The sequence below is a fragment of the Bacillus sp. V33-4 genome, assembly GCF_002860225.1.
GTDB classification, from domain to species: Bacteria; Bacillota; Bacilli; order Bacillales; family Cytobacillaceae; genus Bacillus_BJ; species Bacillus_BJ canaveralius.
Genome location: NZ_PGVC01000030.1, coordinates 1 through 16402, shown reverse-complemented (window position 1 = coordinate 16402; position 16402 = coordinate 1). Strand labels below are relative to the sequence as shown.

At 35.3% G+C, this 16402-nt stretch carries 11 protein-coding genes and 1 pseudogene; 10 read left to right on the top strand and 2 right to left on the bottom strand.

The genetic code is table 11. The annotated features are described in order from the left end of the window. The first annotated feature begins 252 nt into the window (after positions 1-252). Positions 253-1366, top strand: a pseudogene (locus CVD23_RS11930) (IS4 family transposase). Between the two features lie 379 nt (positions 1367-1745). Here the strand turns inward: CVD23_RS11930 and CVD23_RS11925 are convergent. After that, a complete protein-coding gene (locus tag CVD23_RS11925) occupies positions 1746-3095 on the bottom strand; it encodes an IS1380 family transposase (RefSeq protein ID WP_101666138.1) in 1350 nt (449 codons plus the stop codon). 123 nt (positions 3096-3218) lie between these two features. Continuing rightward, a complete protein-coding gene (locus CVD23_RS11920; protein ID WP_101666137.1) occupies positions 3219-4463 on the bottom strand; it encodes a hypothetical protein in 1245 nt (414 codons plus the stop codon). Between the two features lie 373 nt (positions 4464-4836). On the opposite strand from CVD23_RS11920, the gene galU reads away from it, so the two are divergent. The 9 genes from galU to CVD23_RS11870 form a co-directional block, all read left to right on the top strand. After that, positions 4837-5712, top strand: a complete 876-nt coding sequence (galU, locus tag CVD23_RS11915) for a UTP--glucose-1-phosphate uridylyltransferase GalU (RefSeq protein ID WP_101666163.1) — start codon at positions 4837-4839, stop codon at positions 5710-5712. Between the two features lie 538 nt (positions 5713-6250). Continuing rightward, a complete protein-coding gene (locus tag CVD23_RS11905; protein WP_101666135.1) occupies positions 6251-7225 on the top strand; it encodes a glycosyltransferase family 2 protein in 975 nt (324 codons plus the stop codon). A gap of 14 nt (positions 7226-7239) precedes the next feature. After that, complete coding sequence (locus tag CVD23_RS11900; RefSeq protein WP_101666134.1) at positions 7240-8016, top strand: NAD-dependent epimerase/dehydratase family protein; 777 nt, start codon at positions 7240-7242, stop codon at positions 8014-8016. Between the two features lie 7 nt (positions 8017-8023). Further along, entirely contained in the window at positions 8024-8836 is an 813-nt protein-coding gene (locus tag CVD23_RS11895) for a sugar phosphate isomerase/epimerase family protein (protein ID WP_101666133.1), read from the top strand. Positions 8837-8863: 27 nt separating this feature from the next. Next, positions 8864-9673 carry a glycosyltransferase family 2 protein gene (locus CVD23_RS11890; protein WP_257988365.1) on the top strand — a complete coding sequence of 270 codons (810 nt, stop codon included), beginning with the start codon at positions 8864-8866 and terminating at the stop codon, positions 9671-9673. Beyond that, positions 9673-10815, top strand: a complete 1143-nt coding sequence (locus CVD23_RS11885; RefSeq protein WP_101666131.1) for an FAD-dependent oxidoreductase — start codon at positions 9673-9675, stop codon at positions 10813-10815. The genes CVD23_RS11890 and CVD23_RS11885 overlap by 1 nt, the downstream gene beginning before the upstream one ends. Continuing rightward, complete coding sequence (locus tag CVD23_RS22870; RefSeq protein ID WP_374702634.1) at positions 10806-11231, top strand: GtrA family protein; 426 nt, start codon at positions 10806-10808, stop codon at positions 11229-11231. Before CVD23_RS11885 ends, CVD23_RS22870 begins: the two co-directional genes overlap by 10 nt. Positions 11232-11318: 87 nt before the next feature. Then, the gene (locus tag CVD23_RS11875) at positions 11319-14702 is read left to right on the top strand and encodes a hypothetical protein (protein WP_101666129.1); all 3384 of its coding nucleotides are present in this window, start codon (positions 11319-11321) and stop codon (positions 14700-14702) included. Between the two features lie 383 nt (positions 14703-15085). Next, positions 15086-16402: S8 family peptidase (locus CVD23_RS11870; RefSeq protein ID WP_180955643.1), on the top strand; the 1317-nt coding region annotated here is incomplete at its 3' end.

Here is a 16402-nt window from a genome sequence, read left to right as displayed (position 1 = left end):
TTAACGATAAACTACGTTAATTATTGTCGATCAATAGTAATGAATAGCCTATAACCATAATTCGCAGCTAGGTGCTCTTTTTCTTTTTAGCATTTTTTAAAAATATCTTCGTTCACTAGCATTGCACTAATTAAATCAGATGATTTGAAATACTGACAATCTTCAAAAATTACTTGTTCAGGCAATAAAAAAATCCTTTACAATGGAAGTACAGGTGGTTCCTGTCCAAATCCAATAGTAAAGGATAACCGCATGGACAAGAATACACTAATTTCATCATTTGGTAAATGGGTTTCACCTCTAAATATTCAAAAACTTACTGAACAAGTTGAAGAATATAAACAGGACTACTATACGAAAAAGCTGACGACGGAAGCTTACATCAAACTTTTGCTGGTGGCCCAGCTCCATGAATTCGAGAGCCTGGAAGAAATGAGTGATGCCCTCCTGAACGAAGACCTTCAGGAATCGCTCGGATTGGAATCGATCAGTGCTTCCCAGCTCTCCCGAAAGAATAACAGGATAAATCCCTATATCCTTTCCAATCTGTTCCTGGACCTGGTGTGTAAGATTCAGCGATACCACCTCAAGGGTGCGAATATAATGCCATTGAAAATCATTGATTCAAGCATGCTTCCATTGAATCTGACCAACTACAAATGGCGAAATTCCGTAAGACAAAAGCTGGTGTAAAACTTCATTTACGGCTTGTTTTTATGGATATGAACACCGTTTATCCCGAAAAAGCCGTGATTACACGGCGAAAGAACACGACAGAAACCAGCTGGAAGTTCTTGTGGATGACAAAGACGCCATGTATGTCTTCGACCGTGGATATGTGGATGATGAACGCTTTGACCGAATGACGGACGACGGATATTTCTTTTTGTCCAGGCTGAAGAAAAACGCCGTGATTCGCGAGATTGAATCCTTTTCGCTGTCGGAAGACAGCCCGGTTCTTTCCGATAAAGCGGTCTACATTGGCTCCACGCAAAAACGCGCTGAAAATGTCTTTCGCATTTTGGAAGTAAGTGATAGTAAAGGGAATTTGCTTCTTTTAATCACCAACCGGTTTGATATAAGTGCTGAAGAAATCAGCGAAATGTACCGATCCCGCTGGGCCATAGAGTTATTTTTCAAATGGCTCAAGCAGCACGTAGAGATTAAGCATTTTTATGGAATGAGTGAAACAGCTATCCAAAACCAAATCTTCCTGGCACTCATCGCCTATTGCTTACATGTTCTCGTCCAGCTGGAGATGGAAAGCAAGAAGCCTCTCCTTCGGATCACACGCTGGCTAAAGGCATTGCTCTGGAAACCATCTTATGTTTGGTTACGAAAGTTTGACGAACGCTCCAGTCCGTAAGAGTCCTATTGTCTTTGTCGCTCTAGTCTAAATGTATATTTTTACCAAATGGGCAGTGCCACCTTTCTTCAGGCTTTGTCTTTTTGGCTCAAAATCATGGAAATGTATTAACTGAATATTCTAACTACATTTATGCAACGCTAGTGATCTTCGTTATAAAATAAAGAAATGCATATTGACTCGAAAACATAATATATAAAGATTAAATGTAACCTGAATCCGTGACCTGAGACACTATAAGTTCCAAGTTTATCCAAGATGGAATCTTTAAATTAAAAACGTGTAAATGTTTATTAATTCCCCAAATATTCTTGATTTTCAGGCTTGCTTAATAGACCTGCAACTCCCTATTTTTTCCAAGATATTCTGTTCCATTGATTTAGGTTGAAAAAGAACTGTACACTCGCTTAAATGAGTCAAACCAGGGACTATGCTGCCCAAATTTCAAAAATACCTGCCTTGCGTGTTTCACCATTTTGGATGCCAACGTGATCAGGTTCTGAATGACCGTTTTGATCCTTCTGCGAAACACTTTATTCTTTAGTGGGGCATCATCGACCTTGAGTGTTTCTTGGCCAATTAAGCGGAGTAGATTGTACGTCAAACACCCTAAATGCAAGATGAACTCATTGGTTTTAAATTTTCCGGATGGAAAACGCTCCAAATCTAAATCTGTTTTAAGTTCACTATGAAATTGTTCACTTGTTCCATGGTCATGATACAGTTCAATGATTTCTTCTGGACTGTCGGGAAGGGAAGTCCAATAGCTTTCAAATTCGATTTCGGGAATGAGTAAAATTTGGCCATCCTTTCGGATGGTTCGCTCCACTACTTTATAAACTTGGCGAACTTTTATCTCCAATCCCTTTGGTTTGACCATAACGGACCCATAAAAAACGCGTTTTCCGTCTCGTTCATGGATGCAATCTCCCTGCTGTTCGGCAATGGCTAACCAAGCTTCGGGTTTTTCACGCCGGGGATTTCGCTTTATGATAAATCCGGCACTTTCGTCTAAACAAGTACCTAAATTATCTGCGGAGTCATTCCCGCCATCCATTCGAACCAAAAGGGGAAGATGCGTAATTTGTTTGGCGTAACGAATGCTTTCCTTAAGAAACGTGACCGTTCCATTTTGAACATGAGCGCTGCCTTCACGCAGATCTGTATTTACGACATACCCTTCTTGCCCAAGATAGGCAAAAATGGGCGCAAAGCCATCGCATCCCTTGTAGGTGCGGCTAACACCTTCCTTCTTGGTGTTCGAGTTATCGAAAGGCGAGACATCAATATCCAACGGAACGATTTGTACGTCTTCTTGCCCTTCATTGGATAAAGTGAGAGGGGTCACGGGAGATTCAAATTGTTGAAGCAGCCTCACAGATTCTTCAAGAATGATGGGCTTCCAGACATCCACTTTTCCGATTTGATCGAGTCTCTGTCGTAACGTTGCACTGGAAGGAACCTCTTGGATTCCCAGTGCCAGAGGGAAAAATGGGTCTTTCCGAAATGACTCAATGTATTCAAAATCATTTTTACTTTGGGCGAGCAATCCTATATATGAATGGATCACATCTCCATTCTGAATCCCAGGAGTAGAACGAATTCCTGGTACTTTTAAGGAAGTAAACCGTTGATGCAGCTTCGTTTTAGCCAGTAATAATCCAACTAATCCAAGACCGGAATGAGTCGTTAACGTTTCATCTGAATTGTCTAGTATAAATTTAATCATTGTAAGCACCTACTGGGTGAAGAAAAAATTTCAATCAAAATAGACTGATAACCTTATTATATCAAGGTTTCTGGTGTTTTTCAGAATGACTTTTTATTGTTTGGTCACGGATTCAGGTGTAAGTTAAAAAACCAAGTCTTGGATATTATTAATGCCAAAAAGGATACTGGCTACAAACATGATAACGGTAAATGCAGTTTGATATTTTTTATTTGTTACGTTTGTTATTAATGCGAAAGTCAGTAGTACAAAAGGGATATAATTCATATACAAATACCTTCCGTGCAATGAAAAAATTGGCGTAGTTAATGTTGCATATATTAGTGCGGATATATTTCCTGCAATTGAAAGTGTATAGAGAAAAAACACCCATTTCTTAAAAGAAAGCAATGGAGAAAAGAAAACCGTAACAATTAAGATTAGTGAAAAGAAAAGGAGAAACAACTGCGTTACTCGTCCAACTCGCACACCTTCATTGTCATGATCCCAAAACCAAAACTCCACAAAAAATTGCGGCAAAGCTTTAACTATGTCTATAACCGTATATTGGTAGTTTGTTGGATTTACAACCGGTTTTACGATTTCAATATGATTCAAAATACCAGTAAGGGACTGATACTGACTAAAGTTAAAATAAAGCCACGGAGATACCATCAGTATTATTATTCCTAAATATAGGGGGATAAACGCATATTTTTTTTTATAAGTTAGAAAGGCTGCACCAATTATTACTAAATAGGCAGCTGTTAATTTAGTTAATATAATTGCTCCCATTAATAAAGAAAGGGCTATGAGGTTATTAAAACCAAATTCTGTTCTATAGAAATACTTAGTAAGATTATAAAATAAAGTTGACACTAACAATAATAATAAATGTTCATTATTTAACGGTATCATGATAGAGATAAAATAAGGTGAAACAATGAAAATTAGAGAAGTTACAAAGAACAGTTGATCATTCGATACTAACGTCTTTTCCTTAACCAATATTTTATATGTTAAGTAATTTAAATAAAAACTTCCCAATAGTAATAGAACCCCAAACGACCTTAATACCATTAATCTACTAAAAATATCTGAGAAGAAACCCCCTATAATTGAAGCAATAACATAATACAATGGGGGTTGAACAGCTTCATGCTGATTATGGGTCGGGATACTCTCTGGATTTGCTTGTGGAATACTTAATTGTTGAAAATTTATTTTGGAAGATAAAACAGGTAGCTGATGAGATTCGATAATATGATTAATATAATCAAAATGAGCTGCTTCGTCCGCTCCTGAATATAGTTGATTGAAACGTACACCAATAAATCCAATAAACAACAATATAAGTATACAAATGATTATCCATTTTTTGTTTTTCATATCATTTCTCCAATCTCGTGAAAATGAACTCTAAGGAATATTGTCTTACAATAAAAATGCCACACACCTATACTATATTCTATGGCAGAAAGCCTTACGAGAGAATCAGCTCTAGTTTACTACACAATTTAAAATTATATCAGGAAAAGAGATGTGAAAAAACCAGAGTCTGTGTAAATTAAGAAGGAATAAGGTCAAAAATTAAAAAGAAAGGATTGAGGTTAGTGCAGCCAATTTATCTTGGCTGTTAGTAGAGTTTAAACATGGATATGTCCTTTTTACAGTTGGCTTGTATAATTATTTTTATTATGAAATAATGGCATTAAAACAGGCTTATTTAGATCAAAAGAAGTTAGGAAAGGGCGAACTTATTTTGAAGAAGGTAAAAAAGGCTATCATTCCCGCAGCTGGACTTGGAACGCGGTTCTTGCCCGCTACAAAAGCTATGCCAAAAGAAATGCTGCCTATAGTGGATAAACCAACGATCCAATACATAGTTGAAGAGGCTATTGAGTCAGGAATAGAAGATATTATAATAGTTACAGGAAAAGGGAAACGTGCGATTGAAGATCATTTTGACCACGCTTTTGAACTAGAACAGAACTTGCTGGAGAAAGAGAAATTTGAGTTGCTAGAAAAGGTACAGGCAACCTCTAATATGGTAGACATTCACTATATAAGACAAAAAGAGCCCAAAGGATTAGGACATGCAGTTTGGTGTGCCAGGAATTTCATTGGCAGTGAACCCTTTGCGGTTCTTTTGGGAGATGATATAGTTAGGGCAGAAACTCCCTGCCTGCGACAATTAATTAATGAGTACAATAGAACTCACTCTTCCATCATCGGTGTAAAGAGGGTTCCCGAACATGAGACGAATCGTTATGGAATAGTTGATCCAATCGACCAGATGGGTCGTTCTTTTCAAGTTAGAAACTTTGTGGAAAAACCCAAATTAGGTACAGCTCCTTCAAACCTTGCTATTATCGGCAGATATGTATTCACACCTGAAATTTTTTTATTTTTGGAGAAGCAGGAGACTGGAGCTGGTGGAGAAATCCAATTAACAGACGCTATTGAGAAATTGAATCAAATCCAACGTGTATTTGCATACGAATTTGAAGGGGAAAGATACGACGTTGGGGAAAAACTTGGCTTTATCGAGACAACTATTGAGTTTGCGCTTGAAAAAGAAGAGCTAAGGGAAGACTTATTAAGGTTTATGGCCATTAAATTAGGCTTAGACCAATAGAATAAGATAAAAATCTCACTCAAATGGGGGTGGGATTTTTTTATACAAGTATTACAAAATCCGCAACAAACAATCTGCTGGAAAAGACCCGATATTAATAAAGCTCTTATGCAGTAAACAATAGATTTGAATGGCATGTATTCTACCAGATCAAGTTAAATTAGGAGAGAGTTTACAGATGGTTTCAATAGAATTATTTCTTAAAATTTTTCGTCACAAAGAATACTCATTAAACAGCCTGGTAAGCCCCCAAAACAAGGTTTTTATAGTAGAATATAATTCGGTCGGGTTTCCCCTTGAAAATCAATTTTGTGACATAGTGTTAAAGAGGAGGGAATTTTTACAAATTCTTGATATTTATTTTAATTAGAGTAATTATACTATATAATGTTAGATGGAAATTTCGATGTAAAAATTTGTTATAAAGAGAGAATTATGTATGTGTTCATAATAGATTTTTCAATCTCACTTTTAAGTAAATCGTTTTTTATAAAAAGTATGGAAAGGTTTTATAAACTCATATACGAGGAGGATAAAAATGAAGAAAGACGGTTTTATTGTTTCGGTTGCTACCATTTTAAATAATGATGAAAAAATTCTTGATTCCTTTATAGAAGAAACTTCATCAATTTTGTCAGACCATTTTTCAAATTATGAAATAGTGTTAGTTGAAAATGGATCCAGAGATAATTCTCTAACAAAAATTAAAGAACTTCAAAATAAATTTCGGAATATACGGTTAACTGGGCTTTCTAAGCAATATGATGATGAAATTGCTCGTACAGCAGCCCTTGATAATTCAATTGGCGACTATGTTATTTTAATGGACATAAATTATGATCCCCCATCACTTATTCCGGACATGATAGATAAAGCATTATCCGGATATGATCTTGTAATTGGTGAAAGAAACAATAGAAAAGATGATAACCTTTTTGAGCGAATATCTGCGAAAATGTTTTATAGCCTTAGTAAAAGTCTAACAGGGTATAATATTAATCCTAATTACTCTGATTATGTATGTATTAGCAGAAAAATGGTTAATTCATTAGTACAAATTCGTGATAGAAGCCGATACTTGAAATATTTAAATTTGGAAGTTGGATTTAAACAAACCGCCATTAAGTACGATAGAATAAAAAGGTCTAACAATGGGAATAAAAAGAACTTCTTCAACAAACTGGGTTTTGCTCTAGAAGTCATAGTTACAAATTCAGATAAACTATTACGATGGTCAGCACTATTTGGCTTCTTTATCAGCTTTATTAATCTCTTTTATTTACTGTATATTGTTCTTGTGGCAGTATTTAAAAAAGATGTAGCTGCAGGATGGATTTCATCTTCACTAGTAAATACAACCATGTTTTTTTTCCTGTTCTTACTATTATCCATTATTAGCGTTTTTATTTCTTCAGTATTAAAAGAAACGAAAAAAGGGTCTCTATATTATGTATCTGAGGAGACGAATAGTTCGGTTATTTATAAAGATATTGACAAGAAAAATATTGTTTAAAGGGGATAAAAACCATGAGGGGATTAATTGGATATACAGGATTTGTTGGAAGCACCCTTTTAAGGCAAACAACCTTCGACAGATTATATAATTCAAAGAATATTAATGATATAAAAGGGGAGAAATTCAAATTTTTAATATGTGCGGGAGCATCAGCAGTTAAATGGAAAGCAAATAAGTTTCCTGAAGAAGATTTGGCATCCATTGAGCTTCTTATCTCTAATCTAAAAGAAGTGGAATGTGACGAGTTTGTATTGATCTCAACTGTGGATGTTTATAATGCTCCGAACGGGGTGAATGAAAGTACTGAAATCGATATCAACAGCCTTTCCCCATACGGAAAACATAGGTATATGTTGGAAAAATTCGCTAATCAACATTTCCCGAAAGTTACTATTCTGCGATTACCGGGTTTATTCGGTACAGGACTTAAGAAGAATGTGATTTATGATTTTATCCATGATAATTGTATCGATTTAATACACAGTGAAAACGTTTTTCAGTTCTATAACTTAGAAAGATTATACAAGGATTTGCAAATAGTGTTAAAGAGCAATATCTCATTGGTGAATCTAGCAACAGAACCGGTAAGCGTTAACGAAGTGTCAAAATACGCGTTCGATAAAGAATTCAACCAAATCACAGATAACAACCCGGTTTTTTACGATATGAGAACCTTGTATTCGGATTACTTTAATAGCAATAATAAGAATTATATTTCCTCGAAGAAAGAAGTTTTAGAAGACATTCGAAAATTTGTAGAAAATGAATTAAAGTTAAAAGGGGAATAAATATACTATGAAATTATCCATTTCAAATTTAACTTGGGAAAATGAAGAGGATAATGCAGTTAAAGACATTTTGACTGACCTATTTGTTAATCAAATAGAAATTGCCCCAACAAAGATATGGGGAAATCCCTTAGAAGCAACTGACGAGGCTGTACAGAACTATCGAAAATATTGGAATTCTGACGGAATAAGTATTGTCGCGCTTCAATCTCTCTTATTTGGTAGAACTGATTTGGACATTTTTTCGGAAGAAATCATCAGGCAAGCCACTCTTGAATATTTATATAAAATCATTGAAATCGGGGCAGGTCTGGGCGCAAAAGCTTTTGTGTTCGGCTCCCCGAAAAATCGTCAAATAGGAGACATGAAATACTCAAAAGCGTTGGATATTGCCTTTGAATTTTTCTATAAATTAGGTGAAAAAGCCGATCAATACTCTTCTGTATTTTGTATTGAACCAAACCCAAAGATATATGGGTGTGATTTTATTAATACAACAGCGGAAGGCATTATCTTGGTAAAAGAAGTGAACCATCCAGGCTTCGGTCTTCACTTGGATGCAGGTGGAATGACTCTTAGTAATGAAAACATTCAGGAATCGATCGATAGTGCTGCCCCATACCTAAAGCATTTTCATATAAGTGAACCGCAATTAAACATGGTGCAAAACGGACAGGTTGATCATCGAAGTTTTGCCAGGGCATTGAGAAATATTAATTATGAACATAATATATCAATTGAAATGAAACCGGGGCTAAACAATTCTAATCCTGAAACGGTGAAAAAGAGCGTGGAATTTGTTCGAGAAGCTTATTTTTGATGGATGGAATTAAATGGAGGTATTGTTTTGAGACAACATTGGCAAGTACCGAAAGCAGAGTATCATGAGTTGAAGTCAAAGAAAACAAATTATTGTGTTATCATACCTGTTATTAATGAAGGGGCACGGATAAAAGAACAACTGTTAAAAATGAAACCTTTTTCAGGTGATATTGATATAATCCTTGCAGATGGAGGAAGTACGGACGGCTCTACCAATCTAGACTTCCTGAAATCAGTGGGAGTAAGGACTCTTATCGTCAAAAAAGATAAGGGTAAATTAAGTGCCCAGCTCCGGATTGGTTTTGCTTATGCTTTAGACCAGGGATACCAAGGAATAATTACCGTAGATGGAAACAACAAAGATGGTGTAGAAGCTATACCAAACTTTATTGTAGAACTGGACGCCGGTTATGATTTTGTTCAGGGTTCAAGATATGTAAAAGGCGGTAAATCAATTAATACTCCTATGGTACGTGATTTTGCTATTAAACTTATTCATGCACCGATTATTAGTCTAGTAGCTAAACACCGATATACAGATACCACGAACGGGTTCAGGGCCTACAGCAGCCATTATTTATTGGATCCTCGTGTTCAACCATTTCGAAATGTATTTGATACTTATGAACTGCTGGCCTATCTGTCTGTACGTGCCTCTCAAATTGGCTTTAAAACAAAAGAAATTCCTGTTACGAGAAAGTACCCTGACGATGGTAAGGTCCCAACCAAGATAAGTGGCGTTAAAGGTAATTTTGCTCTTATTAAAATATTGGTTATGCTTATGTTTAAATTTTATGACCCTGAATATAACAGGGGAAAAAGGGAGTCATACTAATGTATAAACCCGAAGAGTTTGACGTTGTCATAGTGGGCGGTGGTTTTTATGGTTGCTCCTTAGCTTTACAAATGAAAAACTACTTTTCAAAAGTAGCTGTAATTGAAAAAGATAAAGACTTAATGTTAAGAGCATCCTTGATTAATCAGGCACGGGTGCACAATGGATATCACTATCCACGAAATATTATCACAGCTTACCGTTCTTATGTAAATTTTCCCCGGTTTACAGAAGAATTTAAGAGCTGCATAGTTGATGACTTTACCAAATTGTATGCTATAGCTCGTAATGGCTCAAAAGTGAATGCATTTCAATTTAAAGAAATGTTTCAGGGAATAGGAGCCCCAATAGAGAAAGCATCCCCGAAGCACCAAAAAATTTTTAATAAAGAATTAGTAGAAGAAGTATTTTTAGTGAAAGAGTTTGCTTTTGATGCCGTTATTCTAAAAAATACTATGAAGCAGAAGTTGGAAGATGCCAAGGTGGATGTCTTCTATAACACAGAAGTAAGCAGGGTAAACAAACTGGCTAATCCGGATGTAATTGAACTGGATTTGAAGAATACTGACTCTGTTTATTCAAAATATGTATTTAATTGTACTTATTCTCAAATAAACAAACTAATGAAAGATTCTAACCTTCCATTGCTGCCAATGAAACAAGAATTGACAGAAATGGCCTTAATACAGATGCCTGATGATCTAAGAGATATTGGAATCACCATGATGGATGGTCCATTTTTTTCAACTATGCCATACCCTTCGAAAAACTTACACTCTCTTAGTCATGTCCGTTATACACCACATTTCAGCTGGGTGGATAGGGAGAATTTTATGGATGGTCATGCATATATGGAAAACACTGAAATTCAGTCGAATTATTTGTATATGTTAAAAGATGCTCAGCGCTATATTCCTGGACTAAAAGAGGCAAAATTTATGGAATCAATTTATGAGATTAAAACAGTTTTATTACAAAATGAAGATGATGATGGGCGCCCGATTTTGTACCGGGAGAATTATGGGATGAGTAACTTATATAATATTATGGGTGGGAAAATCGATAATATTTATGATGTTTTGGAAAGAATCCAGGAGGATAAAGCATTCGTGACAAAGAAGGAACTTGCAGGGTGGAGTTAAGAGTGATTCAAAAAACAATTCAATATTTTTTTAGAAAATCATTCCTCATATATGGGCTAATTGGTGTTTTTATAACCATTATCCAAATTATTTGTTTGTATTTATTTCGGGATTATTTCAAAATTGATGATTTTGTAAGTTTAACTTTAGCATATATCATTGCACTCGTTTTACATTACTTTTTAAATAAACACTTAACTTTCTTAATTAAAGAAAAAAAAGTTTTTAATATGATGTCCCTCCGCTATATAATCGTTGTCATTCTTTCCTATTGCATCTATGTTTTGAACATGTTCATTTTTAATCAATTGCTGGGAATTAAGTTTGCGATTTCTCTAATTTTGACGCTTGGTGTTAATTATATCGTGAATTATTTTCTTTATGAAAATATTGTATTTAAACATGAACATAGTTAGTATAAATTTTATTGGATAATTTAGAAGCTCCGGCCACTGAATGCGGAGTAAGGACATTATTTTTTAGTTAGATTTTGGGGGATATTTATGTTCAAGGAAATCAAAATAAGACCTTTTATTAGTACGGGTAACTTCGTAACAGCTCTTTTCTATTCCTCTATACTGGTTGCTGTCATTTTAAAGCAAAACGGAGGGTTTTTACTTCAAACCTTTGACCGCAGAATCATTTCTGAAGCAACAATAGCCGGAATTGAGGTAGGTTCTAGAATTACACTGTTTTATCAAGCAGCGTTTGCGAGTGTAATAAGTTTTTTGTTTTTTTTCTTAATTCTTGCTTTTGTAAAAGATTTTTTTGAGAAAAAAGTATTGAAACAAGCGAAAGAATTTATATTCACCTTTGAATCGACTTTTTTTAATATCATGTCATTGTTTGGGATAATTACAGTTGTATTGGGTATGTCTTCACATACTACATCAACTTTATCCCTTTTAATTTGCCTCCATATAGTAATCGCCGGATTTTGTGTGCTGAAAGGTTTAGCTATCAGATACTCTTGGACAAGAATTATACTTTATCTATCTAATAAATATTTTGTAATTTGGCTTTTTATTAACTCTTTTGTCTGTATGTTCTATTTGGGGTATTTGGGTAAAAGTATTGCTGATCTTCAGAACATTCCTATTCCGCTATATTATATTATCGGATTTGCACTGAATTTTGTTGTTTTTTTTACTGTTTTTTCTTTTCTAATTAAAAACAATAAGTTTAATGAAGGCTACGCAATAAAATTAATCGTAATTAGTACCATTCCTGTTTTTATTAGTCCGATATATTTACCCTTATCAAACGAAATGTATTTAATCCTGAACCAAAGAGGGATATATTCGATTTCCCCTCGAAAAATACTATTGCTTTTATTATCCTTTTCTGCGATAGGATCAGGAATTATCTTCGTACTAAACAAACGAAAACTTCCAACTTTGCTAAGTAGTTCAACCTTAGCGAATTATTATTACCCAATCTTGCTTATTACATTGACTACTATTTTGTATCAACCACCCATCAAGATAGGGCCGCCAACTGAAATGTTTGAGTCGGGCAATCCCGGTATCGCTGTAGATCAATTCTTTCGGTATGGGAAAATTCCTCTCTTAGAAACATTTAATGCCCATGCTCTTTCAGAGATAATTGCTCCTGTTATCTATTCGGTTTTAAATGGTTATCAAGAGTGGGGAAGTTCTCTGTATAATACTTGGTTTGATAAGCTCGCTTATGTTGTGATAGGCTATTTCTTCTTGAGAAAGCTAATCTCCAATGAGCTCGCATTACTTACACTCATGTTTTTTCCATTAGGTGTTTTATCAGTTCAGCTATTACCCGAGTACTTTAGTGTGGGCTTAGTTGCTGTCTTTGCCCTGCACAGAGTAATGAAAGTACCAAGTTTAAGCAACTATTTGTTATTCTTTTTTGTGTTATTTTTTACTTTTTTATGGAGATTTGATCTTGGAGCATCTGTTATCCCTGCTGCGTTGATAACCCAGTTTTTCTACTGGATCATTTATAAAGGGAAATTGGAGATTAAAAATTTGGTATTTGCGGGCCTTGCTACAGGGGTTTTTTGGTTCCTGACATACATTGTGCTGGCCATTGTCAAAGATATACCGATTTTGTTTCGTTTGAAAGAATTAATGGCAGTTGTATCTTCTAATCAAATCTGGGGGTTCAGTACATTAGGCGATGTCAAAAAACTTAATTTTTATTTATTCTACATCATTGTGCCAGCCATAAATATTTTGCTAATAGGATATATCCTAGTTAAGTCTCGATTTTTTGAAAAATGGAAGGCCGAAATATTCACTTCTATTAGTTTTTTGCTGTTGTTTACACTTTTCAACTTCCCGAGGGGATTAGTAAGACATTCTTTAATGGAAAATACAGCATCATTTATAGTAGGATTTATGGCCTTACCCATTATGTATCTCCCTTTTCTGATCTCAAGTAACCGAACTGGAATAAATAACTATGTGAAGTTTTCTTTGATTGGAATAGTTTATTCTTTCATTGTTATTCTTGGAGTGTCAGGTATAAGAATTAATGATAACTCTTTAATAGGAGAAACGGTGGAAAGGTTTACTGCATTTAGCGATTATATAGCTACGGATGAAACAATAATGAGATATGATGAGCCCACAGAATATTCCAATCAGGTTTACACCGGTTTAAAAGACTTGTTTGATCAAACAATGGCTCCTAATGAGACATTTATAGACTTTAGTAACGCTCCGTATTTGTACGTCCATACTCAGAGAGAAACACCAATGTATATTAATCAAACGCCAGCTTTTTTATCTGATGAAGCATCGCAAATTGCATTTTTGGAGGAAATACAATCCTATTCCGTTCCATATGTGGTTTTTGCGGATAAAAGCGGTTTTTTGGGAATTGATGGGGTTCCAAACCATATTAGATCTTATCGGATTTCGGAGTATATTTATAAAAGCTACGTTCCTTTTGTTAAAGTTAATGGTTTTGATGTATGGGTAAGTAAACAAAAAAAACCGATAATCGAAAGTAAGTTAAACAGCTTATCCCGATCCTCTAAAGAAATAATAGTTTATAGTCCTGGCCAAAACGATCTCTCAAAGATTGAAAGGAATGATATTAAAGGTCTTCAAGAAACGAAAGACGGACTCGTTTTAGAAACTGGCACGGTTGATCCATATATTCACAACTTATTCAGCTCTCAAGAATTAAACGAGATAATGTTAGCAGACAATAGTGAGTATAACTTGGAAATAGAATATAGCACAAGAAAAGGAGGGGGAGCACAGACTTATTTCCTTTTAAATGGTCATACTTTTAAGGATGAAGAAAGTCTTACCACTGAGCTAGCAGAATCCAGTTCAGTTGGTATCCAAAAGGTGAATATTCCGTTTACGGGAACTTTACATGATATTCGGATAGATCCTCCATCCGCCGATATTTTTGTTGTGCATTCGATAAAATTACAGGAAAAACCAAATGTTTATAAACAACTGTTTGTTTCTTCAAATGAGGATGTTGAAATTGGGTGGGTGCCTTTTTATTGGGGTGAGCAAGATACCCTCAATGCGAAAGAAACGACAGCAGTACAGACGAAATTAGCTCAAAAGCAAAAACTTTATCCTGAAAATACAAAAAGATACATTATTAATGATTCGATTAATAAGGAAAATGGGAACTATGTTCACTTAAAGATTAGATCAAGCCAACGTGGTAAACCATATAAGGCCAGAATAGAATACGGAGATGTTAATAGTAATATTTCAGGAAGCTATACTTTTTATATAAAACCTGACGGGGAGTACCATGACTATATGATCCGTGTTAGTAGCCAGTATAATTGGTATAGAACCATCGTAAAATCCTTGAAGATTACTGCAGAAAAAGAGACAGAGGTTCAAGAGATAAATATTCGAAAAGGGGATTAGATTCCAATTTTACTCAAAAACAGTATATCCGTAAAATTTAGTGAAACCATTCATTAACATCTGTAAAAATCATAGCTTAATGCTCAGAGTATTAGGAACAGACTGAGTTAAAAGGGGACACTGCAATATACCAAAAAAATAAAGATTTAATAAAAAACTCCTAATTATTTTTAGAATAACTTAGGAGTTTTTTTGCTGCATTTCAAACGTTGATCAATCTAATTATAATTCTAGTTTCGGTCAGTTTGTTTTTGGGCAATATCTAAATATATGAACGGTTTGTAGAATGCTCTCCTGAATTTATTAAGGAAAATTGGAAGCTCCTGATATAAAATAGAGGGTATATAATACTAAAATGATAGATCCGGATGGAGGAGACTTCCATGAAAAGATTGTTAATGTGCTTTGTGTCTGGATTAATGATGATAGGATTAGAATTGAATATTATCAGTTTACATGCTTTTGCTGATAGGACCGATTCTAGTACACTACAGGATACAGATAAGGTTATCGTTAAATTTAAAGAAACCCCTGCAAAAGCAAGCATGAAAAAGTATACTGTCAGCGACCAGGCGGTAGGTACTGATAACAAAGTAAAAGTATTAGAAGTTCCGGAAGATAAGGAAATTGATCAGTTTGTTAAGGAAATGGAAAAAAGGGAGGATGTACTATATGCGGAGCCGGATTTTCCGGTAAAACTCAATTATATTCCTACAGACCCTGATTATACATCACAATGGCATCTAAAAAAAATAGAAGCCGAGAATGCTTGGAATTTCACAAAAGGATCATCGGAGATAGTGGTTGCCATTATAGATAATGGCATGGATGTGGATCATATGGACCTCAAACAATCTGTTTTTAAACCTTATGATATGGTCTACAAAACCAGTAATCTTACTACAAAGGGCAGTCATGGAACCCATGTAGCGGGGATTATTGCTGCATCAATGGATAATGGTTCTGGAGGAACAGGAATAGCACCAGGCGTGAAGGTAATGCCCATTAATGTTTTCTCAGGGGATATTGCCTATACATCCGATATTATTGATGCTATTTATTATGCCGTACAAAACGGCGCACATATTATTAATATGAGTCTTGGGGGCCCGGACTATTCCAAAAGTCTGGAGGATGCTGTTCGCTATGCATATGAAAGTGATTTGCTTATAGTAGCAGCAGCCGGAAATAGTTCGTCAGATCAAAAAAATTATCCTGCTGCTTTGCCTTATGTTATTTCGGTAAGTTCAACCGATTTAAATGATCGGCGTTCATCCCTTTCAAACTTTGGCGACGAAATAGATTTTGCAGCCCCTGGGCAAAGCATTTTTTCTTCTCTGCCCAATAATAATTATGGTTTGAATAGCGGAACATCTATGGCATCACCGCTAGTTGCTGGAGTCGCTGCATTGATATGGTCTGATAACCCTTCACTAACGAATGATCAGATTTATGAAAGGTTGAAATCGGGGGCGATTGATATAGGTGCTCCAGGAAAAGATAAATATTTTGGATATGGACGGATAAATGCGGAGAAACCATTAGGATATAACGTGAAGGTCCCTCCAAATACTGGAGTTCATTATGATTGGGGCTGGGGAAGCCCTGGCAACGGCATTCCTGCAGATTACTTTAGAGCCCTCTTTGACCAGTCAGGCAACTATTCAGGAGACTATTTTGTTCAAACGTTTGCCGATGAT

What these genes read in the sequence shown, in the direction of transcription:
- CVD23_RS11925 (WP_101666138.1), bottom strand. Translation starts at nt 3,095, where the DNA reads ATGATTAAATTTATACTAGACAATTCAGATGAAACGTTAACGACTCAT.
- CVD23_RS11920 (WP_101666137.1), bottom strand. Translation starts at nt 4,463, where the DNA reads ATGAAAAACAAAAAATGGATAATCATTTGTATACTTATATTGTTGTTT.
- CVD23_RS11905 (WP_101666135.1), top strand. Translation starts at nt 6,251, where the DNA reads ATGAAGAAAGACGGTTTTATTGTTTCGGTTGCTACCATTTTAAATAAT.
- CVD23_RS11900 (WP_101666134.1), top strand. Translation starts at nt 7,240, where the DNA reads ATGAGGGGATTAATTGGATATACAGGATTTGTTGGAAGCACCCTTTTA.
- CVD23_RS11895 (WP_101666133.1), top strand. Translation starts at nt 8,024, where the DNA reads ATGAAATTATCCATTTCAAATTTAACTTGGGAAAATGAAGAGGATAAT.
- CVD23_RS11885 (WP_101666131.1), top strand. Translation starts at nt 9,673, where the DNA reads ATGTATAAACCCGAAGAGTTTGACGTTGTCATAGTGGGCGGTGGTTTT.
- CVD23_RS11875 (WP_101666129.1), top strand. Translation starts at nt 11,319, where the DNA reads ATGTTCAAGGAAATCAAAATAAGACCTTTTATTAGTACGGGTAACTTC.